Annotated in this window: 14 protein-coding genes; all 14 read right to left on the bottom strand. The window is 35.7% G+C overall.

Annotation, left to right across the window (positions count from 1 at the left end; translation table 11 throughout):
- Positions 1–54: 54 nt before the first annotated feature.
- On the bottom strand, positions 55–1,227 hold the full coding sequence (locus tag EA772_RS05680; RefSeq protein ID WP_124911765.1) for a hypothetical protein: 1,173 nt from the start codon (positions 1,225–1,227) through the stop codon (positions 55–57).
- Between the two features lie 97 nt (positions 1,228–1,324).
- A complete protein-coding gene (locus tag EA772_RS05675) occupies positions 1,325–2,677 on the bottom strand; it encodes a hypothetical protein (protein WP_124911763.1) in 1,353 nt (450 codons plus the stop codon).
- A 21-nt stretch (positions 2,678–2,698) separates the two neighbouring features.
- A complete protein-coding gene (locus EA772_RS05670) occupies positions 2,699–3,757 on the bottom strand; it encodes a hypothetical protein (protein ID WP_124911761.1) in 1,059 nt (352 codons plus the stop codon).
- 4 nt (positions 3,758–3,761) lie between these two features.
- The gene (locus EA772_RS05665; RefSeq protein ID WP_168187484.1) at positions 3,762–4,964 is read right to left on the bottom strand and encodes a YARHG domain-containing protein; all 1,203 of its coding nucleotides are present in this window, start codon (positions 4,962–4,964) and stop codon (positions 3,762–3,764) included.
- An 87-nt stretch (positions 4,965–5,051) separates the two neighbouring features.
- Complete coding sequence (locus EA772_RS05660) at positions 5,052–5,570, bottom strand: hypothetical protein (RefSeq protein ID WP_124911757.1); 519 nt, start codon at positions 5,568–5,570, stop codon at positions 5,052–5,054.
- A 144-nt stretch (positions 5,571–5,714) separates the two neighbouring features.
- A complete protein-coding gene (locus EA772_RS05655) occupies positions 5,715–6,221 on the bottom strand; it encodes a DUF6714 family protein (protein WP_124911755.1) in 507 nt (168 codons plus the stop codon).
- The gene (locus EA772_RS05650; protein ID WP_124911753.1) at positions 6,218–7,624 is read right to left on the bottom strand and encodes a hypothetical protein; all 1,407 of its coding nucleotides are present in this window, start codon (positions 7,622–7,624) and stop codon (positions 6,218–6,220) included. Before EA772_RS05650 ends, EA772_RS05655 begins: the two co-directional genes overlap by 4 nt.
- A gap of 24 nt (positions 7,625–7,648) precedes the next feature.
- Positions 7,649–8,521 carry a hypothetical protein gene (locus EA772_RS05645; RefSeq protein ID WP_124911751.1) on the bottom strand — a complete coding sequence of 291 codons (873 nt, stop codon included), beginning with the start codon at positions 8,519–8,521 and terminating at the stop codon, positions 7,649–7,651.
- Positions 8,522–8,700: 179 nt separating this feature from the next.
- The gene (locus EA772_RS05640; RefSeq protein WP_124911749.1) at positions 8,701–9,051 is read right to left on the bottom strand and encodes a hypothetical protein; all 351 of its coding nucleotides are present in this window, start codon (positions 9,049–9,051) and stop codon (positions 8,701–8,703) included.
- Between the two features lie 20 nt (positions 9,052–9,071).
- Positions 9,072–10,037, bottom strand: a complete 966-nt coding sequence (locus EA772_RS05635) for a toxin-antitoxin system YwqK family antitoxin (protein ID WP_124911747.1) — start codon at positions 10,035–10,037, stop codon at positions 9,072–9,074.
- Between the two features lie 5 nt (positions 10,038–10,042).
- Positions 10,043–10,645 carry a hypothetical protein gene (locus EA772_RS05630; RefSeq protein WP_124911744.1) on the bottom strand — a complete coding sequence of 201 codons (603 nt, stop codon included), beginning with the start codon at positions 10,643–10,645 and terminating at the stop codon, positions 10,043–10,045.
- A gap of 5 nt (positions 10,646–10,650) precedes the next feature.
- Positions 10,651–11,424 carry a toxin-antitoxin system YwqK family antitoxin gene (locus tag EA772_RS05625; protein WP_124911742.1) on the bottom strand — a complete coding sequence of 258 codons (774 nt, stop codon included), beginning with the start codon at positions 11,422–11,424 and terminating at the stop codon, positions 10,651–10,653.
- An 88-nt stretch (positions 11,425–11,512) separates the two neighbouring features.
- On the bottom strand, positions 11,513–12,868 hold the full coding sequence (locus tag EA772_RS05620; protein WP_124911740.1) for a hypothetical protein: 1,356 nt from the start codon (positions 12,866–12,868) through the stop codon (positions 11,513–11,515).
- A gap of 6 nt (positions 12,869–12,874) precedes the next feature.
- Positions 12,875–13,576, bottom strand: coding sequence for a hypothetical protein (locus EA772_RS05615; protein ID WP_124911738.1), 702 nt, complete (start codon positions 13,574–13,576; stop codon positions 12,875–12,877).
- Positions 13,577–13,708: the final 132 nt, after the last annotated feature.

The following is a 13,708-nucleotide window of genomic DNA, read 5'->3' as shown; positions in this document are numbered from 1 at the left end:
AAGAAGATAACCTTTCCGTTAAAGATGAAAGTATGCGTAGCACATCGGTTAAAACTATAGGCTTGCTTGCTCAATAAATAACTTGTTGTAGTTGATAAATAAAGTTTCGCATTTTATAGGTACTACGTTTTTTATCTCTTGGCCTTGTAAGTCTATCAATCGAACAAATTTATCCTGATCTAAAACGACTAAGGCAGTTTTACCGAACAGCTTTTTATCTTTTATAACGGCTTGTGAATAAGAAAAAAACAGCCAAGGGCATTCGTATTTTGTATATATGAGTTGATTATTTTCGGTAACGATAGTTAGTAAAGGAACATTACCACCTGGTTGTGGTAATGATAAACACAACAGGTTTTTATCTACATATTTGGGGCGTTTTGTTGATGTTTTACCTAGCTCGCTGGGAACTTGGCCCGAGATATAGTAAAAGTCGCCGTAAAAATTACCTTCAATATCTATTAACGAGTTGCAGGCCCAGTATTCGGAATTATACCAACTAGATGAAAAGTTAATGGGCTCATCTAGCAAGCGGTAAGTAATGCCCATATTTGGCTTTTTTTGCTCAAACCAAGTTTCTTCACCATTTTGCCCAATGGTGGTATCAAAAGGGAGTAACTGTTCTCCATTGTTTTTATACATTCTGTAAATTTTGTGGTCAAGATATTCGTCTTCTTTTTTAATATCGATAAGTACCGAAAACAAATAGGCCGTGCCCGAAATTTGATGCACTACTAATGGTGAAGTTTGGTGCGGTGTACTAACAAAACGGGTTGTTGTAACTTTTTGAAGGTGATTTTGATCAAAATCGAATATGTAAATTTGAGTTAATTCATTCGGGTTATTTTTATCTATAGCAGTTTGCAACAATACCTTGCGAGGGCCAATTGGCTCTGCCGATAAAATTGTTTGTTCATTTAGCAATTGTTGAACTACCTGGTTTTTGTAGGTGAAAATTTTGCAGGTGCTAAGGTTCTTAAATGCCGTATGTTCTATCCAAAATTCGATATACTTGTTAAATTCTAAATCTTTTCTGCTCCAGTTTAAAAAAGTAAAATTGGTATAAACCAAAACATTATCGTTTTTTGGTTTGGTATAAATAACCTCACCTATTGGATTTAATAGGTATTCGATATTGTTATCATTTATAGCGTGGTACAAGCCCAGTGTTTCGAAATGAAACAAATAAAAATCGGGATACTTTTCTTGTAAAAAATCAAAACTCATTTTAAATTCTTTTAAATACCTGTTTATGCTGTTAAAAAGGCAATCTCAAAATATAATTTTAGGGATAGATGGAGAATTTTACGCTCAAGCTAGCGTTTTACAGCGATTTATAAAAATCTGTTTCTGTTACTTCTTTCCTAAAACTACTTTCCGTTTTAGAAAAAACGCTATAAAAGAAAATTACCTTTCCGTTAAAGATGAAAGTATAAGTTCCATCGCCTCTGATATTATCTAAAGTTTCAAAAGATGCATCTATCTCTTTTTTTAAGCTCTGTTTATCGATTTTATTTTTTTTGATGTAAGTATTTAACAACTCTGTTGCAGAGCCGATGCTTCCATTGCCATTTAACAGCGGAATTAAATAACCAATCATTTCATCGGTTTTACCTAGCTTTTCGTAAACCTTACTTAAATCGTAAATTATTCTGTTGGCGTCTTTTTGGGCGTTGCTTCCACCTGCAGAAAAGAGTTTAAAATCTAGCAACGACCTTAAGAAAAACTTTTCTGCCAGCTTGTAACTGGCGCTTCCAAAATAAATATCTGCCAATGCGTGGGCAGAAGTGTGTTTTAGATTTAAAACTTCGTCACTTTTAAATTTCCAGGCTTTTTCGTCAATTTTTAAATCCAAAAAATAGTCGAGTTCTGTGGTAAATTGTCGGATATTAGAACGGTCTAGCTTTTGGCGCATGTTCTGGGCATACTCCATCAATTTTTTATCGCTTTTGTAAGGTTCTTCGCGGAGCAAATAATATAACGCAGTGCGGATATCATCTATCCTAACATCATGATAAAGCGGAAAAACATCTCTCAATTTGCTTTCCTCTGCCCACTTTACCTTTCTGTTTTTCTCCATTTGGATGAGCAAATAATCGTCGTTTGGGATTACCTTCGTGTCGAATTTGTAAAAGATAAATTCATCGCTGGTTTTACTCATTCCGATGGCATAAATTAAGTTGTTTTTTATAGTGAAATAAGTCGTGTAATTCTGGTCTTTCAGTATTAAATCATCACCTTTTTCCAATTTGGTTTCGTTAGTAAAAGTGTGGTATTTAAACGCCCTAAAATATTCGTCTTTGGCAAGAGCTGAAGGATTTTTGATGTATGCTGATAAATACGCCAACTGTTTGTCAGTCAGTTCCGGTTTATCTAAATCGACCACGCCAACTGCCGATAGCCGTGTTTTTATATCAAAAGTATATTTTGCAGGCAGTAGTTTTGTGCTGTTATTTTTTGGATTAATAACGATACCATAACCCACGTAATCTTTTGTTAAATCTAGTTGTGTGATTTGTTCAGTCTCTTTATTCTCGGCGATAAAGCTTTTTATTAAATCGGCATGTTTGCTGGTTTTAGCAACTTTTAAAGCCTGGGCTTCAAATTTTTTAAAATCGATGTTTTGCGCAAAGCTGATTTGCGATGCAAAGAGTAATAGGTAAAGTAGGTTTTTCATTTGGTAGGTTGTTGATTTATTTTATTTAGACCTAATTTTTTCTCTTATGAGATACAATTTATTTCGATCTGAAGTGTAAAAAGCAAAGCTGTTTGGCACCTTATAGATCAGAGGTGTAAAAATGATTGCCGAGGCATTAGGTTCTGAAACAATGTAAAATCTATTTTTATTTCCGTCAGATTGTTCATTTTCTACGGCAATATTTGGCTCAAAAAAATGAAAATCCCTATCGTTAACGCTCGTCTTAAAAAAGGCTTTACCTCGCCAGTTGGTTACATCAAATCCTGGATTTCCACCCCCAATGTTGTGACTGTAGGATAGTTTTTCTAGCCGATGGTGATGTAGGTATGTAATATTCTCTGCTAAATGAGGGTCTGTTTCACCAGTTCGTATCACTTCAACGCTATATCGGCCCGAACTTTCCTCGTCGCGAACGGTTTGAAAACCTTCAACCTTTTGCCATAAAATTTGCCATTGTTTGTTTTGATAATAGTAAAATTTCAGATAGCTGTTTTCGTTGTTGGTTATATATTTACAAAACCAATATTTTGAGTTTGCTTTGGCATTTTCAATATGCTGGTTTACTTTATCAGCGCTCCAATTTAAGTCGGCATTTAAAACTTTAAAATATCGTTTCGTAGTGTCACCGTCCAATGGCCAAGTTGTATAGTAGGCTTCTTCGTAATTCGTAAAAACCATAAAATCATCTATGAGCTCGGCCCAATATCCTTTGTAGGCTAAATACAAGGTATCTGTTATGTTGCCGGCTCCGTTAAGTTTATAGAAGATATAATCGCCCTGGGTTTCATCACTTTTTTCCGCATCAGCTTCTATAATCCACTGCTTGTTTATAGATGGAAAAACACGAATTGGATGAGGGTAACCTTGTGCTTCGCAAATTAATTTCACCTCAAAATGTGTAGAACGATAGTTTTCATTTAGTTCTTGAAAATTGGCGTAAGCTGATGCTAACGGCTCTTCGTTACGCTCCATAATACCATCACCTAAATTACAAGCCGATAAAAATATCGATGTAATAGAGGTAATTAAGAAGAGATATTTTCTAACTAACTTATTCATTCTCTTAATTTTTTTTATCTGGAAATTTCCCTTTATCCGACATCAGCATACTTTGTATTTTCGGATATAATTCCAAGTCGGCGTAAGCACCACTCAGTTTCCACACGCCATTTAATTTTTCGAAATCCATATTTGCGATACTGTTTGATTTGGTATGCAAGGTCTGCTCTGCGAAAGCATCAGCTTTGCTAAAAATACTTCTAGAATACCAAGAAACCAGCTTGCCATTGTCCTTCATATCATAGTTTTCTTGTTGCATTAAAAGTGGCCATATTTTAGCAAACTGTTGTTTGTTAACTTTTAAAACAGGCATATCATCATGCTCGCCATTAATGGCAAATGGAAACTGAACCAAGGGGATGAGTTGTTCTAAGTTAGCATCTTTAGTGCTCGCTCTCAGTTTCTCCCAAAAGTCTAAAAAGTCGTTTTTAAACTGATTGTCGTAATAATCGGCACTTTCAAAAGCCGTGATGTATTTGATATTTTCTTTCTCAACATGAGTTAAAAAAGGTGTTATATTTTTAAAATGGTTCCATCGGTAATCTGGTTTTTTGTTGAAATGCTGATACCACTTTCCATCTTCTTTAAACGCATAATTGTAACGGGCATAAACAGTGTTTTTCATTTCTGCCAGCTGTTGCTTGTTGTACTTTTTTACATCTATTTGGGTAAAACTGCGGGTAGAAATTTCAGGGTAATCGCCCTCCACTTCCCAATAAACTTTGCGGTAAAATCTTTCTCTATCTGCATCGTGAATGCCAAACTTGGTTTCCTTGTCGCATTTGTAAAATCTATAAAAATGCCTTTTATCTACTCTAAAATAACTTTCTCCAACAAAGAATTCTGAGGCTACAAATTGTTTGTTGATGGCATTTTTCGGTTCAAAAATATTGTTTCCAACCCAACCGCCATCGTGTACATTTGGCAAGGTTTCGCAATTGGTTACTTGTTTGTTGATCAGCCTTGCTTTACTAAAACTAAGGTGCTGGTAATACACAAAAGTGCCATACGATTTTGGGTCTACAATAATTTTAATTTGGTAAACCGTGTCTCGGTCTTCGGCGATGTAAATTCCGTTAACGCTATAAGCAAAATTGTTAGCGATGCTTTTTTGTTCGTATCCTTTTTTCAGTTCTGGTGTCCAAGCGCTAATTTCTGTAGAGCTGGTGCAGGGGCAGTTTTTGACAGCTGTTTTTTGTTGTGCCAAGCAATTAACGGCGCAACAAAAAATCAAAAACAGAAGCGAGAAATATTGTTTCATAACTATTAATATGGGGATGAATTGCCTTTTTTTTTAATTTTTTGCGGGTGGTGGAACTTTCATTTCTGCCGGTTTCAAATGTCTTTCGGTTAAGTTCTCCAGCTTAATACCCTTCATATCATCGCTTACTTCTTTCAAGCCCCATTTATCGGTAATGTACTTTGTGGTAATGCAGAAAGAACCCGTATAATCGTAGAAATTTTCGGTAACTATCAGCGTGTCATTTAACAGTTTATAACTTCCCTCGAGAATAATTTTTCCGTTTTTTGTGCCGTATTTTACAATCTCCAGGTGACTGAAATTGAGTTTATCTCTTGTAATTTTGTACACCTGTAAAGTATCTCCCTTGCTCTGTCGGCGTATTTCACTAGGTTTTTGATAGCCCAGATAAACATTAAACTTTGTTTTTTTTATACTGAAATCGGCCAAACGTTTATCAGTTTTCAAAATATCTGAAGTACCAGCAAGTCTTACCGTAGCAGGTGGTGGTCCTTTTTGTGCAAATGCGTTTAAGCTTATCGTGGCGATTATTAATGTGAGTATTTTTTTCATGATTTCTATTTTTTTTGAAAAGCAAGTTTCTGTTTCAATCGGTTCCGAAAGTCCCGCCATTCGCTTTACTTCGTTGCACTTCGTGTTCTCTTCTGTCGGGTTTAGAATGGTTAAGCCTGTGCAAAAAGGCAAAACCGTTTTTCGCTAATTATCAAGTTTAGTGCTCCAAAATATTAGGCCATCTTTAAGCTGTTTATCAAAATAATCGTTTTCATTTGATGCTCCATTTTTCAATTTGTAGTTTAAAAATTCTATAATACATTCTATTTGATTGCTGTTAAACAACGAAAATCTACTCAGCTGATATTCGCTATGCAAATCATGAGTTAACGTAAAAACTACCTCTGGCGATGGCAGATTTTGCTCTTGTAAAATTTCAGTTTCTAACAAATCGAATATTAAAAATATAGGCAGGCAAAACCTCATTCCTTTAGCATCAAAAAACGCTAAAGCACTTTCACATTTTGCCAACTCTTGATAGCTGAGATTTTCCCAATTCATTCTTTCATCTTTTGCCCTTAATTGCATCATCGTTTCCTCATCAGCATAGTTATCCAAACCTTCTGCTTCCCACAAACCAATGCCATCTTCTAGCTTTACGTTGTTAAATGCTGTTTGTATTTTTTGAACTAATTCAGCTCTTGATGTCATTTTGCCTTTTTCTTGTAATATTCAAACAGCGCATCGCTTAAATCCCCTTCATACTCATCAGGGTTGGCAATAGCTATGCTATCTTCAATGCCTCTCGAAAATTCTCTCGTTACCTTTCCTTGCTCATCATATTCGGTAACTAAATATTGTTGTTTACCTTTTACGCCGATCTCTTTTTTTGTCAATTTTCCATTTGTATAAATAAAATGATCGTCATTAATCCATTCATCTTTATAGTTTACTTTGCCGTCAGTGGCATAGCGTTCAATTAAGCCAGGTTTTTCAAATTCGGTGAGTTGGCCTTTGCTGTTATAATGTTCCAGCACCTTTTTCTCGAAGTCTTTTTTAATTACCGAAATACGAAATCTGGTAGTGGTTTTGGAAACAGGTTTACGATTACGGAAGACTGTAACCACTTCTTTATCGCCATTACTTGGGCTTTTAGTAGTTGTTTTAATGGTAATCAGATAATCATTTCGTTCTTTAACCACAGAGGGTGTAAAGGTTGTTGAGCCCAAAAGCTTACCATCTTTGTAAACAATCTCCGAAGTTAAAACGCCATGGTCGTAAGTTAATTTGCTTTCTTTTGAGGGCGATTTGCTGTAATCTTCAGCATAATGATATTCGTAATCTCCGTGGAGCAAACTATCTTGATCAATCGTAAAAACTAAACTTTCAAAAGCTGGAGCCATACTACTTGCCCGATATTTTCCGGGCGCCAATTTTTCGCGTTTTTTGGTGCGCATGTAAGCTAATCCATCTTTATTGGCAATGCGACTGTCCAAATCTCCAATGGCCAAGCTTGTGTAATTCTCTTTTGGTTCTGGTGGTAGCGGTGGAGGTAAGTTTGAAACATAGTTTTCGGTAACTGGGACCTGTACTTCAACCTCTTTTTTTCTATCGAGAAAAAGCTTTGCTCCTAATCTTTTCTGAAAATAGGCTACCATCTTATCAATGTTTTGTTCTGCATTTTTTGAGGAAACGCATTTCACAACAATTAGATAATTTTGAACTGTTAAAATTGCACCATAGAACCAACTGTTGAATTTTGGCAGTACCTTTTCTAATTCCGAAACCGATGCAAACTGTGCCACTTCGTACCCACAATCACTATTTTTTATTGTAGGGTCTTTCCAAACTTCTAAGTAAATGGCTTGTACGCCAGGCGTTTTGGCGGTAAAAAGTGCGCCCCTGGCTTTTGCAATATTGGTAACTAAACCTGGGTTTTTGTTAATACCATATTTGGTTTGAATGTCTTTGGGAATTTCGGAAATTGCCATTCCCTTAAAAAGCGAAGAGTTTGAGCGGAAACTTTCCGGAAATTTAAGTTCTTGCGCCTGCACTTTTATCGCCATGATGGCAATAAATAAAAAAGTAAATATCTTGAATAATCGTTTTTTCATAAAGTTTGTTGTAGGTTGTTTTGGTTATGTTAACTCTTCTTTACTGAAATAGCCATCCAGTTTTCGGTGGTTCATTAAAAAAGCAATGGTGGTGCATATAAAAATCGTTACCCAAATGCAAAAAATTCGAGTAAATTCCAGTTTAATCAAATAAAATAAACAAATTAAAGGAAAGCTTAAGAATAGTACACTGAAACAAATTCCAGCTAAATGGGTGAAGAATAATTTGGCAAAACCATCCATTCGATTACCAATAACACTTAAAATTAAAGCTAAAATTGGCATGCCAAAAATCGCGAAGTAAGGGAAAATCTCGCTTTCCACTATTTGTATTTTCATTGGTGCAAATAGAAAATAATTTACGCCAACGTACATTAAAATAAGGTAGGGCAATAAGTCTTTTAAAACTTTAAATGCTTTACGTGTTTTGTCTTCTACAGCCGGCGTAGCAATTACCAGGGGTTTATTGCCCTGCTCCCTTAACTCAAATTCGTGATGAGCATTTTTTATTGCATAACCCAAAACGCTTATCAAATCGCCGTTTTTTAGGGTTCTCTCCGTGTAACGGATATCATCAACTGCGTATTTAACGCTATGTAATGTGTCAGTTTTGGCAGGCAGAAGTGCCAGGTTTAATTTAGTAATCATCACCTTTATTCTTCCTGTCGAGTTACTTAAATAAAAATCCTGAAATTCTTCTTTTTCAAGGGTGCTATTTACATGTTCCGAACCCGTATCACTATCGTAGGTAATGTTTCCTTCTTCATAAGTGTAGGCAATACATTGTTGTTTGAAATAGGGCGTTTCAAACGTTTTTGGAGCGCTAATTGTTCCCTCTATTTTAACTACACCTTCCGTTAATTCGTAAATTGCTGTAGCTTTTTTATTAATCAGCATTCGCTGTGTTTTGGTAACTATAACAACAATAACTGCTAAAATTATAGGCACAGCAGGAACAACAAATCGGCTGGACAAAATCAATAGTAAAACGGATGACAACGCCAGCATAACCACCCAAATTAATATGTTGGAGAAACAGCTTTTCAATTTATATCGTGTTAGTTAAACAAATCATTTTAAGTATTAGAAAGTGTAATCGTAACCATAGCGCCCAAAAAAACAATAAAGGACAATATAATGAGGTTTGTTCTTGCCAGCTTATTTTGCTTTACTACAAACAAGCTGATGGCTTCAACGATTAAATACAAAATCCACGTTGCAGAAAAATAGGCGCTGATGTAAAATGAACCTAGCGTACCAGACCTGCCTTCAATGTGGTAAACGATTAAAAATGTAAGCGCAATAAAAGCAATCAACACGCCTAATCTAATGATGACATGTTTGTTGACATCTGCTTTTTGCTTTGCTTTTTTAATTGAATATACCAGCAAAAGGATAAATAAAATGATTGGAATTGGTAGAAGCATATTTTTTTTATTAAACCAATTTATCTATTTACATCTCTATAATACCACCCTGGTAAAATATCGTCTCCGCCTTTGTGATAGATTACCGATTGCAGGTTTTCTGCTGGATATAACCTGTAGAAAGTAGTGGTATAAAAGTGATTTCGGGTTAAATTGCTTACGAGCAAACATGGCTTTTTCACGGCGGTATCGTAAGCGAATTTGTAATTCAGCAACTCATGCATTCTCATCTCTGTTTCATACTCATCTCGCTCTGGCAACAGGTAGGCGATGTTAGAATTATATCCGTCAGCTATTTCAATTTTTGTGGTGTTAATCTGATAAGCATCTTTAATAACTACATTATAACTGATTTTATATTGTAATAACAGGCTATCGTTAACAAACGATTTTTTCAGTATCAATTGTTTGTGGTCATCATAAACCAAGCTATCGCTAATGATAAATTTTAAATTGTTGATGTTTTTATAGCGGATAAACTTAACTTTTTGACCCTTTGCATATAATGATTTTTCAAATGGTTCATTTGGTTCGGATGATGAATATCTTAATTGCCAACCATCGAGGTGATTTTTACTAAACGTAGCGGTTTTTTCAATTCGTCCGTGATCATAATCGGTTTCTAAGCCTTCCTGCAAACCATTTTCATACCTACTTCGTCGCCTAATGGAGCCATCTTCATTGTAATAAAGCCATTCGCCTTCACGTAAATTATTTTGGTAAGCACCCTTTTCTGCCAGTTTTTTGTTTCTAAAAACCTTGAATTCGCCGTTTTTTAAACCGTTTAAAAAAGTTTCGTAATTCGTTTGGTAACGATTAAATCTGACGGCATATTTACCATTTAAAGGCTGACCAGTTTTCTTTAGACAGGTTTTGTTGGTTGCATACACGTATGCGGTTTCCTCAAGATCAATATTAATCCAACCTTGTTGCGCAACGCAAAAGTTCGAAACAAAAAATAAAAGAAACGCAGTTAGTGTTTTCATCTGGTTTACTTTTTAGCTCTCCTGTTTTTTTCTGCAGTTTTATGCTTTTCAACAATATCCTCTAACTGGGTTTGATAAGAAAAATAGCTTTCTTCACTAAATTGTTCCAGATAAATTTTGCTGAATTTCATCTTGGTTTTAATGGTGGGGATTTTAACCAGTTCGCCATTTTCGTTATTTGCCAAATGGTCGAAATAATTCCAATTGCCAATGTAATCGCCGGTGAGTAAGTTTGCGCTCGCCTCGCCACTGCCATCGTTCGCGGCGTTGCCAAAAGCGTACTCGGTAATCCCAATTAGGCGAATGCGTTTCTCGCCTTTCTCGTACCTGAACTGGCAGGCATAACCTGCTCGCATCCAATTGTTTCTTAGTTCAAATCCGTTTCTGGTCGATTTGATGTATGTATTGTCGCTTGACATTTCGATTGTCTTGCTTCTTAGTTTTTTGAAGTTTTGGGCCGATAGCCTGCAGACAATTTGCAATGCCTTTTGGTCGATGTATACCGTATCTTTTTTGCCATCAAAATCGAGGTCTTTTACGAGTTTTTCTTGGCTAAAAACTGAAATATACGCCCCCAGCACGATCATAAGCATGAGTAGTTTTTTCATCTTTTTTAGTATTTAACTTTTTTCAACAGATTTCCTTTGTCATCATAGTATAGCCACTCATTGATGCATTTTCCATTTTTATATTCGCCAACGGCATTCAACCTGCCATTTTTGTGGTAATATTTCCATTCACCGGTTTCAAAATTTTCCTTGTAGATCCCGATGCTCATTAGTGTACCGTCTTCGTAAAATCTTTTCCACTCGCCCTCTTGTTGCCCGTTGATGAAAAAGCCAAAGGTGTCTAGCGCACCCTGTTCGTAATATTCAACCCATTTGCCAATTTGTTTTCCATCCTTATATCTACCCGTATTTTGCAGTTTTCCGTTTCTGTGGAAACGTTTCAATTTTCCTTCTCGTTTTCCGTTTTTATACCGTACAACATCGGTTAGTAAAGCATTTTTATCTTCATAGTAAAATTTCCATTTACCCCTGGCTTTTCCATCTTTGAATTTTCCAGTTTTCCAAAAATTTCCATTGTTGTAAAAAGCAGTCCACCTGCCATTTTCCTCGCCATTTAGAACGTTTCCGTATTCATATAACAATCCATTTTCGTGGTAAACCATTACATCGCCCGATAACGTTCCATTTGCAAAACTTCCAATACGCCATAGTTTCCCATTTTTATGATAGTATTTCCACTGGCCTGTTTCCTTTCCGTTTGCATTAAGTTGTCCAACTTCTTTTACGATACCATTATCATAAAATAGTTTATGTTCTTTTTGTGCTTTAGCGAAAACACAGGTAAAAAGCATTGCGATGATTAAAACAACTTTCCTCATAGGTTATCCGTTTAAGCCGACCTTCCAGCGTTCCCAATTTTTTCTTTCAAATTGCCTTTTAAGGGCAACATTTTTATGCTAACGATTATCATTCTATCACTCCAATCTCATAGTGATTTACTTCACGCTTCCACTTTAACTCACTGCTGTAAGTGATGCAATACATTTGATCTCCAACTTTTAACAATAGCGGTACTTTTTGTTCATCGAAATTAATTTTCGTTTTACCTACTTTTCCACCTACGTTGAACTCATAATAAATCATCGGAACGGCATCATAGGTGTAATTAATTCCGTTGTTTAAGCCTCCAGTGAAGTTTCCATCAGAACCAATTGTAATGCGGTCTAATTCTTTTACGAATGTGCTATCAAACGGTTTATAGTCTTCCGAGATTAACTTATTACTAAAATTCCAGGTGTAAGCCATCATGCTGTTGTTTACCAAATCATCATCGGTTTTATCAACTTTTGTAAAAGCTAATCGTGGTGCTTTCACCTCAAAAACCCGACTACCGACTATCAAAGTCTGGCCATCGTTGAAAACTGGCAAATCTTGATCACAGCTCTCTGTCCAAACTAATTTTTCGATTTTCTTGTTCCTCAACCTGGTTAGTGTTATAAAATTTTTTGCCGGGAATTCCATCCCAGGTTTTATCGCTTCGCGATAGCCGGTGATTAGGAACAAAGAACTATCCGCCACTGCGTAAAAGAAATAATCTTTTGTGTGAATTACCAAATCATACCCGTCGACTTTGGCAGATTTATACGCATTAAATGATACTGTGGCAACATCAAGTTTTTTGTAAAGCAATGCATTTTTTGCAAAGGCAGGAAAAGCTGGAATTTGTGGATATTTATCTTTTTCTCGCTGAATGTGATCTCCGCATGATGAAAACGCCGTTGAGAAAAGCAATCCAAAAACCAGATTAATTTTGGTATTCCCATTTAATTTATTTTTTGCCCAAAGGGATAAATAATAAATACCAAGCAACGCGATGAATACCCAAACAATGAAGGATAAAAATTGGCCTAAATTGCTAAATTCCCAGCGCAACTCTTGCCAGTTTTTAGCCAATCGATTTATAAAAATGTCGAAACTATAGGCGCCATTTTGGGCTGTTTTTACATAAAACCTAAAATAATGCGCAATGATATCGATTACAAAAACCTTTACAGTTAGAAACGCAAAAAAAGAAACCGATGTAATAACTAAAGCATTGCCTTTAATTTTATCAAACATTAGCAACGCCGATACCAAAATGTAAACTAATAAAATGCTAAAATCTGCGTAGCCATCATAAACAGTAAAATTTGCCAATCGCGTATTTAAAATCAATTTGTTTACAATTAAGCTGGAAATTAGTGCAACTAAAACATGTACCGCAAAGCAGATGGCAATTACCATTGTAACTTTGATAAGTTTTGTTTTAGTTGAATTTTTCATTTTTGCTTAAAAATTTACAGGTATAAATACTATTCCAGCAACATCGTAACCCTGAATTTTAGTTTCCCATTTGGGCATTTTGCTTAATTTCTCGCGTAGCTTATTTAAAGTTTCAGAGCTTGCCTTTAGGTTTTTCACCTCGCTTAATTTCGCCGAACCGTCTATCGCAATATCAAGTACCATAACAGCATTGCCCTTTGCATCGCTTTTGTGCTTTTGCGCTAAAATGGGGTAAACATTACTTTCTACCCATTTATAAAGTGCCATACTTTCGCCTGGATAAATTGGATGAATGGGTTTGTTATTCTTGAATTTTGGCGGAAAATCTTTCGGATACGCGTCGAGGTTTTTGCTTTCTTTAATCAGCACCAATCTGCCTTCTTTATTTGGCGCATAAACTTTATGGTTCATTTTATCACTTTGTAAATTGAACTGCAAAAAGTGTATTTCCTGTCCATTTTTCCCGTAGATGCCTCGGTATAATTCCTTGTCAGCCTTTAAATCTTTTATTAAAGCATCATGAAAAATGGTATCGGTTTGGTTTGGAATGGCATAAACGGTTTTATCTTCAACAGCGCTCTTTGTCTGTTTCGTATAAATTTTATAGCCGAAACCGGACAGATTAATTTCTTCTCTCCCTTCGAGGTTTTGCGCATAACCGAAACTGGTGCTTGCGGTTACTAATAAAGTAAGGATTAAGTTTTTCATTTGATTAGGTTAAGTTAAGTCATAAAAATACCAGCTTAAACCCACATCAAAATCCAGAATTATTATTCGCCGTTTATTTTTTATTATTCGTTAACAGACTGGCGTTTTTAGCAAAAAATCAATCCTATTTCG

Origin of the sequence: Pedobacter sp. G11, assembly GCF_003860265.1 — a bacterium.
Taxonomy (GTDB): Bacteria; Bacteroidota; Bacteroidia; order Sphingobacteriales; family Sphingobacteriaceae; genus Pedobacter; species Pedobacter agri.
Note: the sequence above shows the minus strand (reverse complement) of the source record. Positions and strands in the feature narration are given on the sequence as shown.

What these genes read in the sequence shown, in the direction of transcription:
- EA772_RS05680 (WP_124911765.1), bottom strand. Translation starts at nt 1,227, where the DNA reads ATGAGTTTTGATTTTTTACAAGAAAAGTATCCCGATTTTTATTTGTTT.
- EA772_RS05675 (WP_124911763.1), bottom strand. Translation starts at nt 2,677, where the DNA reads ATGAAAAACCTACTTTACCTATTACTCTTTGCATCGCAAATCAGCTTT.
- EA772_RS05670 (WP_124911761.1), bottom strand. Translation starts at nt 3,757, where the DNA reads ATGAATAAGTTAGTTAGAAAATATCTCTTCTTAATTACCTCTATTACA.
- EA772_RS05660 (WP_124911757.1), bottom strand. Translation starts at nt 5,570, where the DNA reads ATGAAAAAAATACTCACATTAATAATCGCCACGATAAGCTTAAACGCA.
- EA772_RS05655 (WP_124911755.1), bottom strand. Translation starts at nt 6,221, where the DNA reads ATGACATCAAGAGCTGAATTAGTTCAAAAAATACAAACAGCATTTAAC.
- EA772_RS05650 (WP_124911753.1), bottom strand. Translation starts at nt 7,624, where the DNA reads ATGAAAAAACGATTATTCAAGATATTTACTTTTTTATTTATTGCCATC.
- EA772_RS05645 (WP_124911751.1), bottom strand. Translation starts at nt 8,521, where the DNA reads ATGCTGATTAATAAAAAAGCTACAGCAATTTACGAATTAACGGAAGGT.
- EA772_RS05640 (WP_124911749.1), bottom strand. Translation starts at nt 9,051, where the DNA reads ATGCTTCTACCAATTCCAATCATTTTATTTATCCTTTTGCTGGTATAT.
- EA772_RS05635 (WP_124911747.1), bottom strand. Translation starts at nt 10,037, where the DNA reads ATGAAAACACTAACTGCGTTTCTTTTATTTTTTGTTTCGAACTTTTGC.
- EA772_RS05630 (WP_124911744.1), bottom strand. Translation starts at nt 10,645, where the DNA reads ATGAAAAAACTACTCATGCTTATGATCGTGCTGGGGGCGTATATTTCA.
- EA772_RS05625 (WP_124911742.1), bottom strand. Translation starts at nt 11,424, where the DNA reads ATGAGGAAAGTTGTTTTAATCATCGCAATGCTTTTTACCTGTGTTTTC.
- EA772_RS05620 (WP_124911740.1), bottom strand. Translation starts at nt 12,868, where the DNA reads ATGAAAAATTCAACTAAAACAAAACTTATCAAAGTTACAATGGTAATT.
- EA772_RS05615 (WP_124911738.1), bottom strand. Translation starts at nt 13,576, where the DNA reads ATGAAAAACTTAATCCTTACTTTATTAGTAACCGCAAGCACCAGTTTC.